5 protein-coding genes are annotated in these 7,731 nt (G+C 70.8%); 2 read left to right on the forward strand and 3 right to left on the reverse strand.

What is annotated here, in order from left to right:
* Nucleotides 1-140: 140 nt before the first annotated feature.
* Nucleotides 141-1,364 carry a PP2C family protein-serine/threonine phosphatase gene (locus tag ACFUJR_RS38230; RefSeq protein ID WP_383180080.1) on the forward strand — a complete coding sequence of 408 codons (1,224 nt, stop codon included), beginning with the start codon at nt 141-143 and terminating at the stop codon, nt 1,362-1,364.
* A gap of 42 nt (nt 1,365-1,406) precedes the next feature.
* On the opposite strand, the gene xdhC is transcribed toward ACFUJR_RS38230, so the two are convergent.
* From xdhC to ACFUJR_RS38245, 3 genes are read right to left on the reverse strand one after another with little or no spacing between them, the layout of a single operon-like run.
* Nucleotides 1,407-2,258 carry a xanthine dehydrogenase accessory protein XdhC gene (gene xdhC / locus ACFUJR_RS38235; RefSeq protein WP_383180083.1) on the reverse strand — a complete coding sequence of 284 codons (852 nt, stop codon included), beginning with the start codon at nt 2,256-2,258 and terminating at the stop codon, nt 1,407-1,409.
* A 1-nt stretch (nt 2,259) separates the two neighbouring features.
* Nucleotides 2,260-4,647: a xanthine dehydrogenase molybdopterin binding subunit gene (xdhB, locus tag ACFUJR_RS38240; RefSeq protein WP_383180077.1), complete on the reverse strand. Its 2,388-nt coding sequence runs from the start codon at nt 4,645-4,647 to the stop codon at nt 2,260-2,262.
* Nucleotides 4,644-6,143, reverse strand: coding sequence for a xanthine dehydrogenase small subunit (locus ACFUJR_RS38245; RefSeq protein WP_383180074.1), 1,500 nt, complete (start codon nt 6,141-6,143; stop codon nt 4,644-4,646). Before ACFUJR_RS38245 ends, xdhB begins: the two co-directional genes overlap by 4 nt.
* Before the next feature lie 444 nt (nt 6,144-6,587).
* On the opposite strand from ACFUJR_RS38245, the gene ACFUJR_RS38250 reads away from it, so the two are divergent.
* On the forward strand, nt 6,588-7,379 hold the full coding sequence (locus ACFUJR_RS38250) for a DUF4389 domain-containing protein (protein WP_383180071.1): 792 nt from the start codon (nt 6,588-6,590) through the stop codon (nt 7,377-7,379).
* The last annotated feature ends 352 nt before the right edge of the window (nt 7,380-7,731 follow it).

Raw genomic sequence — 7,731 nt, forward strand, 5'->3', positions numbered from 1 at the left:
GGCTCGACGAGCCCGGGCCCTCCGCCGTACCGCCCTGCCCGTGAGGAGGCGATCACCGGAGGGTCTGCGTAGCCTGAGAGCCACGGGCCGTTCCCTGCCGCCGCCCCGCGAGACGTCCTGAGGAGAGCCGCGGAGGTCGTGTGTCGACGTACGAGGAAGTGCTGGCCGATCTGTTGAGCCGCTCCCACCTGCTGTCCGGACGGGAACTCGCGGGCCTCATCGACGACGCCGGCCGGGACATGGGGCTGAAGGGGACAGCCATGTACGTGGCGGACCTGCAGCAGATCCGGCTGGTCGCACTGCCCCAGCCGGGTGCCGTGCGGCAGGAGATCGTCGACATCGACAGTTCACTCGCGGGCCTGGCCTACCGTACGCAGCAGGTGCAGCGGTCGAGGGACGGCGGCACCGCCTGGCTGCCGATGATCGACGGAATCGAGCGCCTCGGCGTCCTGATGGTGACGGCGTCCTCGCTGGGGGACGCCCTGCTCAGACGCAGCGAGACGCTCGCCGGGGTGGCGGCTCTGCTCGTGGTGTCGAAGTCGTCCCACAGCGACCTGTTGGTCGAGGCCGAGCGCATGCGGGCGATGACGGTGCAGGCGGAACTGCTGTGGGCCTTCCTGCCCCCGCGGACCATCGGCACGGCGGACGTGACCTCCTCGGCGGTGATGGAGCCCGCGTACGACATCGGCGGCGACACCTTCGACCACAGCCTGGACGACCGCGGCCTCCATCTGACCGTCATGGACTCCATGGGCCACGACCTCGCCTCGGGCGGAGCCAGCGCCGCCGGGCTCGCCGCCTGCCGCGCGACCCGCCGCTCCAGCGGTTCGCTGACCGACATCGTCACCGCGATCGACAAGATCCTGGAGCATTGGTTCATCGACCGGCTCATGACCGCCGTCGTCGCCCACCTGGACACCTCCGACGGGCGACTGAGCTGGATCAACTGCGGACATCCGCCGCCCTTGCTCATTCGCCAGGGACGGGTTCTGCCGCAGGTACTGGCCCGGGAGCCGGACCTGCCGCTCGGGTGGGGATTCGTCACCGAATCACCGCCCACCGAACACTCCCAGCGCCTCCAGCCCGGGGACCGGATCCTCCTCTACAGCGACGGGGTGACCGACGCCCGCTCGCCCGACGGGGATCTGTACGGCGAGGAACGGCTGGTCGATACCGTCATCCGTGCCACCGCGGCCGGTGATCCGGCCCCCGAAGCCCTCCGGCGCCTGATCCAGGGCCTGCGTCAGCACCAGGGCCACAAGCTGCGCGACGACGCCACCATCCTGCTCACCGAATGGCATCCGAGCGGGCGTGGCACGACGGCACGAGGCCGGGCCGCGGTGTCCACAGCCGCACCCGGGTAGGACTCGGCCCGGCTCGAGAGCACGGCGACCCGGCAGCAAGGGTCACGCGTCCTCCTGAACGGTCCTGATCTCCCGAGCCGTGTGACTCCGCCGGTCCTGCTCGAACGCGCGCAGCAGGTCCGCCGCGACGGCGACCGCGATCGTGGCGGGTTCCTTGCCCGTGATCTCGGCGATTCCGATCGGGGTCCTGATCCGGTCGATGGCGGCGTCGTCGTGGCCGCCCTCGGTGGCCAGACGCTGCCGGAACCGTGCCCACTTGGCGGCCGAACCGATCAGCCCGATCGGGCCGAGACCGTCGGTGCGCAGCGCGGCGTCGCACAGCGCCGCGTCCTCGGCGTGGTCATGGGTCATGATCAGGACGTGGGTGCCGGGAGGGAGTTCCGCGAGCACCTCCTCGGGAAGCAGCAGCGTGCGATGCACATGGATCTGTGCCACCGCATCCGCGAGCACACCGAGCCGTTCGCCGGTGAGCATGTCGGGACGGGTGTCGATCATGTGCAGATCGAGGTCGTGACGGGCCAGGATGCGGGCCAGCTCAAGGCCGACGTGTCCGATGCCGAAGACCGCCACCGCCGGGACCTGCGGCAGCGGTTCCAGCAGCACGCTGACGGCTCCGCCGCAGCACTGCACGCCGTGTCGGCCGACGACCTTGTCGTTGAGGGCGAAGTCCATCAGCTCCGGCTCCGCGTCGGGCGCGCCGATCAGCTCGCGGGCCCGGTCGATCGCGACGGCCTCGATGTTGCCGCCGCCGATCGAACCCCAGGTCTCGGTCCGGCCCACGACGAGTTTGGCACCGGCCTTGCGTGGTGCGTGGCCGCGCACGGTGGCGACGGTCACGAGCACACCGGTCTCCCGGCGGGCCCGCAACCGGGCGACCGCGGCGACCCATGTCATGTCAGGCATTGCTCAACGACGTCGCGTCGGCGGGGATCTCACGGCCGCCGCCGGCCGTGCCGCCGCGCGCGGCCTCGATGGCCCAGTACACCGCCTCCGGCGTCGCCGGGGAGGCGAGTTCCACGCTGATCCCGGCCGGCCCGAACGACGCGGCGGCCTGCCGCAGTGCCTCGCGTACGGAGAACGCCAGCATCAGCGGAGGCTCGCCCACCGCCTTGGAGCCGTAGACCGCGCCCTCCTCGGTGGCGTTCTCCAGCAGCCTGACGTTGAACTCCTCGGGCATCTCCGAGAAGCTCGGCAGCTTGTAGGTGCTCGCGGCCTGGGTCTGCAGCCGACCGCGGTTCGGTCCCTCTCCGGCGTCCCAGCGCAGGTCCTCGAGCGTCAGCCAGCCCGCGCCCTGGACGAAGCCGCCCTCCACCTGGCCGATGTCGATCATGGGGGACAGACTGTCGCCGACGTCGTGCACGATGTCCACCCGGCGGATGCGGTACGCGCCGGTGAAGCCGTCCACCTCCACCTCGGCCACCGCGGCGCCGTAGGAGAAGTACTTGAACGGCGAGCCCCGGAACGACGTCGCGTCCCAGTGCAGTCCCTCGGTGCGGTAGAAGCCCGCCGCCGAAAGCTGGATCCGCTGGAAGTACGCCGTGCGCACCAGGTCGTCCCAGGCCAGCTCCCTGTCGCTGCCGAGGACGCGTGCGACGCCCTCGGCGATGCGCACGTCCGAGGCGTTCGCGCCCAGTTGGGTGCCGGCCACCCGCAGCAGCCGCTCGCGCAGCTGCTCGCAGGCGTTCTTCACCGCCGCACCGTTGAGGTCGGCACCGGAACTGGCGGCCGTGGCGGAGGTGTTGGGCACCTTGTCGGTACGCGTGGGGGCCAGCCGCACCCTGTGCAGCGGGATGCCCAGCGTGGTCGCGGCCACCTGCAGCATCTTGGTGTGCAGGCCCTGGCCCATCTCGGTGCCGCCGTGGTTGATCAGGACCGAGCCGTCCTTGTAGATCAGCACCAGCGCCCCGGCCTGGTTGAAGGCGGTGAGGTTGAACGAGATGCCGAACTTGATGCCGGTGATCGCGAGCGCCCGCTTGGTGTGCACGTGCGCGGCGTTGAACGCCGCGATCTCCCGCCGGCGGTCGGCGACACCGGCGTCGTCCTGAACCTGGTTCCAGACGACGGAGATCCGCTCGGCCTGCGTGACCGGCTGTCCGTACGGCGTCGTCTGCCCCTGCCCCGGACGGTAGAAGTTGCGCTCCCGCAGCTCCGTCGGGTCCAGGCCGAGCAGCGGCGCGCACCTGCCCAGGATGTCCTCGATCACCAGCATGCCCTGCGGCCCGCCGAAGCCCCGGAAGGCGGTGTTGGAGACCTTGTTGGTCCTGGCGATGCGACCCGCCACGCGCACGTGGGGAATCCAGTAGGTGTTGTCGATGTGGCACATCGCGCGGGCCACCACCGGCTCGGACAGGTCCAGGCTCCAGCCGCCGTCCGCGGTGAGGGTGGCGTCCAGCGCCTGGATGCGGCCCTCGGCGTCGAAGCCGATCCTCCACCGGGCGTGGAACCCGTGCCGCTTGCCGGACATGGTCAGATCCTGGGTCCGGTTGAGCCGCACCCGGACCGGCCGACCGGTCAGCCTGGCACCGAGCGCGGCGACGGCCGCGAAGCCGTGCGGCTGCATCTCCTTGCCGCCGAAGCCGCCCCCCATGCGCAGGCACTGCACCGTCACCTCGTGACTGTGCAGGCCGAGCACGTGCGCGACGATCTCCTGTGTCTCCGAGGGATGCTGGGTGCTGCTCTGGACGAACACCTGCCCGTTCTCGTCGACGAGGGCCAGCGCCGCGTGCGTCTCGAGATAGAAGTGCTCCTGATCGGAGAACTGGAACTCCCCGGTGAACACGTGCGCCGAGTCGGCGAAGCCGGCGTCGACGTCGCCGGTCAGCATGACGGGCCGTGCGCCGTGGAAACTGCCGGCCGCGATGGCGTCCTGCAGCGTGATCAGGGAAGGCCGCTCGTCGAGCTCCACCTCGACGGCCGCCGCACCGAGCCGGGCCGCCTCCAGCGTCTCGCCGAGTACCCAGGCGACCGCGTGGCCGTGGAACATCACCTCGTCGGGGAAGAGCGGTTCGTCGTGCTTCATCCCGGCGTCGTTGACGCCGGGCACGTCGGCGACGGTCAGCACGCGCACCACACCGGGTACGGCGAGCGCGGGCTCGGTACGGAGCGCGGTGATCCTGCCGTGGGCCTTCATGACCTGCACCGGGTAGGCGTGCAGCACGTCCTTGGTACGGGAGACCAGGTCGTCGGTGTAGAGAGCGGCGCCCGTGACGTGCAGGCCGGCGCTCTCGTGCGGCAGCGAGACGCCGACGACCGGCTTGTGGGGGCGTTCGGACAGATGACTCATGACGACACCGCCTCGGTGGTCTGTGCGTACAGCTTGAGCAGGCTCTGGCCGAGCATCGCGGAGCGGTACTCGGCGCTGGCACGGTGATCGTCCATCGGGGTGCCCTGGGCCCGCAGCACTTGGGCCGCGGCCTCGGCACGCTCCGTCGTCCAGGGCCTGCCCTCCAGGGCCGCCTCCGCGGCGAGGGCGCGGATCGGGGTGGCGGCCACGCCGCCGAGGCCGATGCGCGCCTTGCGTACGAACCCGTCCTCGATGTCGAGCGCGAAGGCGACGGCCACGCTGGAGATGTCGTCGAAACGACGCTTGGCGATCTTGTGGAAGGCCGTGACCGGCGAGAGGGGCAGCGGGATGCGTACGGCCCGGATCAGCTCCCCGGGACGGCGCACGCTCTGCCGGTAGCCGGTGAAGTACTCCGCGAGCGGTACTTCCCGCTCACCGGCGGCGCCGGCGAGCACCACCGACGCCTCCAGCGCGAGCAGCACCGGCGGCGTGTCACCGATGGGTGAGCCGGTGCCGAGATTGCCGCCGAGGGTCGCGCTGTTGCGGATGAGCCGTGACGCGAACTGCGGGAACAGCTCGGCCAGGAGCGGGACCCTGCCGTCGAGACGGCGCTCGATCTCCGTCAGCGTCAGGGCCGCCCCGATCACGACGGAGTCGGATTCGACGCGCAGCTCCCGCAGTTCGGGCAACCGGTCGACGGCCACCACGCAATCCGCCCTTCGGGAACGGATGTTCACCTCCACGCCCCAGTCGGTGCTTCCCGCGACGACCACCGCGCCGGGCCTCTCGCCCAGTACACGCAGCGCGTCGGCCAGGGTGCCGGGCCGCAGGAACGTGCTGTCGTCCCGGGTGTACTCGGTGGCGACCGGTTCGGGCGGGGACTGCTCGCGACGCCGGGCCAGCGGGTCGTCCTCGGTGGGCGCACCGACGGCGAACGCGGCGTCGCGAATCGGGCGGTAGCCGGTGCAGCGGCACAGGTTGCCGCTGAGGGCGTGCAGATCGAATCCGTTCGGGCCGAGCTCGGCGCCGGCGCCCTCGGCTCCGGCCGCGTCCGCTCCTCTGTCCGAGGCCACGTGCGCGCCGGCGCTCGCGCAGCGGTCCGGCCGGTAGTACTCGGAGGCCATGCTGCAGATGAACCCCGGTGTGCAGTAACCGCATTGGGATCCGCCGCGGACGGCCATCTCCTCCTGCACCGGATGCAGAGTGGGCGGCACGCCGGGCTCGCGGGCGGTGGCGAGACCTTCGGAGGTGACGACCTCCTGACCGTCGAGCGCCGCGACCGGGACCAGGCACGCGTTGACCGCCACCCAGTCCGTGGGCTTGTTCACCCCGGGGCGCGCCACCAGGACCGAACAGGCGCCGCATTCACCCTCGGCGCAGCCCTCCTTGGTCCCGGTGAGGCCACGCTCCCGCAGGAAGTCCAGCACGGTGGTGTGGGGCGCAGCCGGTGAAATCGGTGTTCCGTTCCCGTTGACCGTGATCCGCGCCTCTACCATGGCAGGCCTCCGTTTCGGCGCGAGGTCGATGTGTTCGTCCCAGTAGTCATGTCAGGAGCTTCCTCGTTCGATGGCGCGGCTCGATGACTCGGAGCGCGCGCATCGGCACGCAGCGGCGTGCCGCAGGCAGTGACAGAAATCGGGAGAAACCCGGGGCCGCAATCGGGCGCGCCGGGAAAGGGGCTGCTAGCAGCCGTGTGCCACGCGGCCGGGAGCCCAGGCGATCTCGTGAGCGAGGCGAATCTGCGCGGAGACGGTCGACATCCGACGTCGCCTCCTTCCATCAGCTCACGAGTGGGTGCGCCTGAAACTACGACGTCGTGGCTCGATCGGTCAACCACCGCGGTGGTGGACGCTGGTCCTGGTGGCCTATGTCCCCGTGCGGGGACCGGCCGGCCGCGACACCATCGAGATGACCTTGGCAACCAGGAGGAGGAGGCGTCCATGGCGACCGGTTGGGAACCTCGTTCTTCGGCCTACGACGAGGAAGGCGAGTGGCGTCCGCCCCTGGACGTGCCCCCGCCGGGGCGGCAGCGCCGCTGGACGGTGCTGCTGCGCTGGCTGCTGCTCGTCCCGCAGTTCGTCGTCGTCTTCCTGCTCTCGCTCGCCGCCTTCTTCGTCACGATCGCGGGCTGGTTCAGCGCCCTGGTCCTGGGCCGGCTGCCCGAGCCGATCGCGTCGTTCCTCGGCTCGGTACTCGCCTATCAGACACGGGTCTCGGCCAGCGCCACGCTGCTCGTCGACCGCTACCCGCCGTTCGCCTTCGAGGCCCCCGACCATCCGGTGCGGATCGAGTTGCGCAGTACCCCGCTCAACCGCCTGGCGGTGTTCTTCCGGCTCATCCTGATGATCCCGGCCGCGATCGTCAGCAGTCTGGCGCAGTCCGGCTGGTTCGCGATCAGCTGGGTGTTCTGGCTGATCGGCATCGTCCTGGGGCGCCTGCCCGAGCCGGTCTTCGGCGCCACGGCGGCCGTCGTCCGGTACCGGATGAGGCTGTCCGCCTACGTCATGATGCTGACGCCCGTGTACCCGAAGGGAATCCTGGGCGACGCCCCCGCTCCCGCCGGAGCCCAGGCGCAGTCCGCCACCCGGCCGCTTCCCCTGAGCACGGGAGCGCAGGTGCTGGTCTGGCTCTTCCTGCTCCTCGGACTGGCCGGCCATCTGACGTCCGGCACGGTGCAGAGCGACATGGACGACGACCGTGCGGACGCGGCCGCCGTGTCGGCGGCGCGGTGACTCCCCGGCGTTCACCCGGCCGGTCCAGGGCCAGGACGACGCGGCGGCCTTGTCGGGCGCCGACGCGCCTCACGGGGCGTCCGGCCCGTCTCGGCCCGGACGGATCACCTGTTCAGGGACTGTGCCCCGAGGCGTGCAACTGGTGCCATGGGGAGGGGCGTCCGTCGTCGCGGCGCCGATCCGACGGCAGGGCTCTCGTGACGAGGTGATCAGCGTTGGCGACCGACCGGTACGGTCACGACTTGTACAACGGCTCATCAGAGGTCGTTTTCACCTGGGTTGTCTGCGTATCGGTAGATATTCGGGGTGCGTGATTGTGGTGCTGATGAGGTTGCAGAGGTGGTGGGTGCCT

The sequence above is a fragment of the Streptomyces sp. NPDC057271 genome, assembly GCF_042668715.1.
Classification (GTDB): domain Bacteria; phylum Actinomycetota; class Actinomycetes; order Streptomycetales; family Streptomycetaceae; genus Streptomyces.

Bases quoted from the DNA above. Each gene is read 5' to 3' on its own strand.
- ACFUJR_RS38245 (WP_383180074.1), bottom strand. From the start codon at position 6,143: ATGGTAGAGGCGCGGATCACGGTCAACGGGAACGGAACACCGATTTCA.
- ACFUJR_RS38250 (WP_383180071.1), top strand. From the start codon at position 6,588: ATGGCGACCGGTTGGGAACCTCGTTCTTCGGCCTACGACGAGGAAGGC.
- xdhB (WP_383180077.1), bottom strand. From the start codon at position 4,647: ATGAGTCATCTGTCCGAACGCCCCCACAAGCCGGTCGTCGGCGTCTCG.
- xdhC (WP_383180083.1), bottom strand. From the start codon at position 2,258: ATGACATGGGTCGCCGCGGTCGCCCGGTTGCGGGCCCGCCGGGAGACC.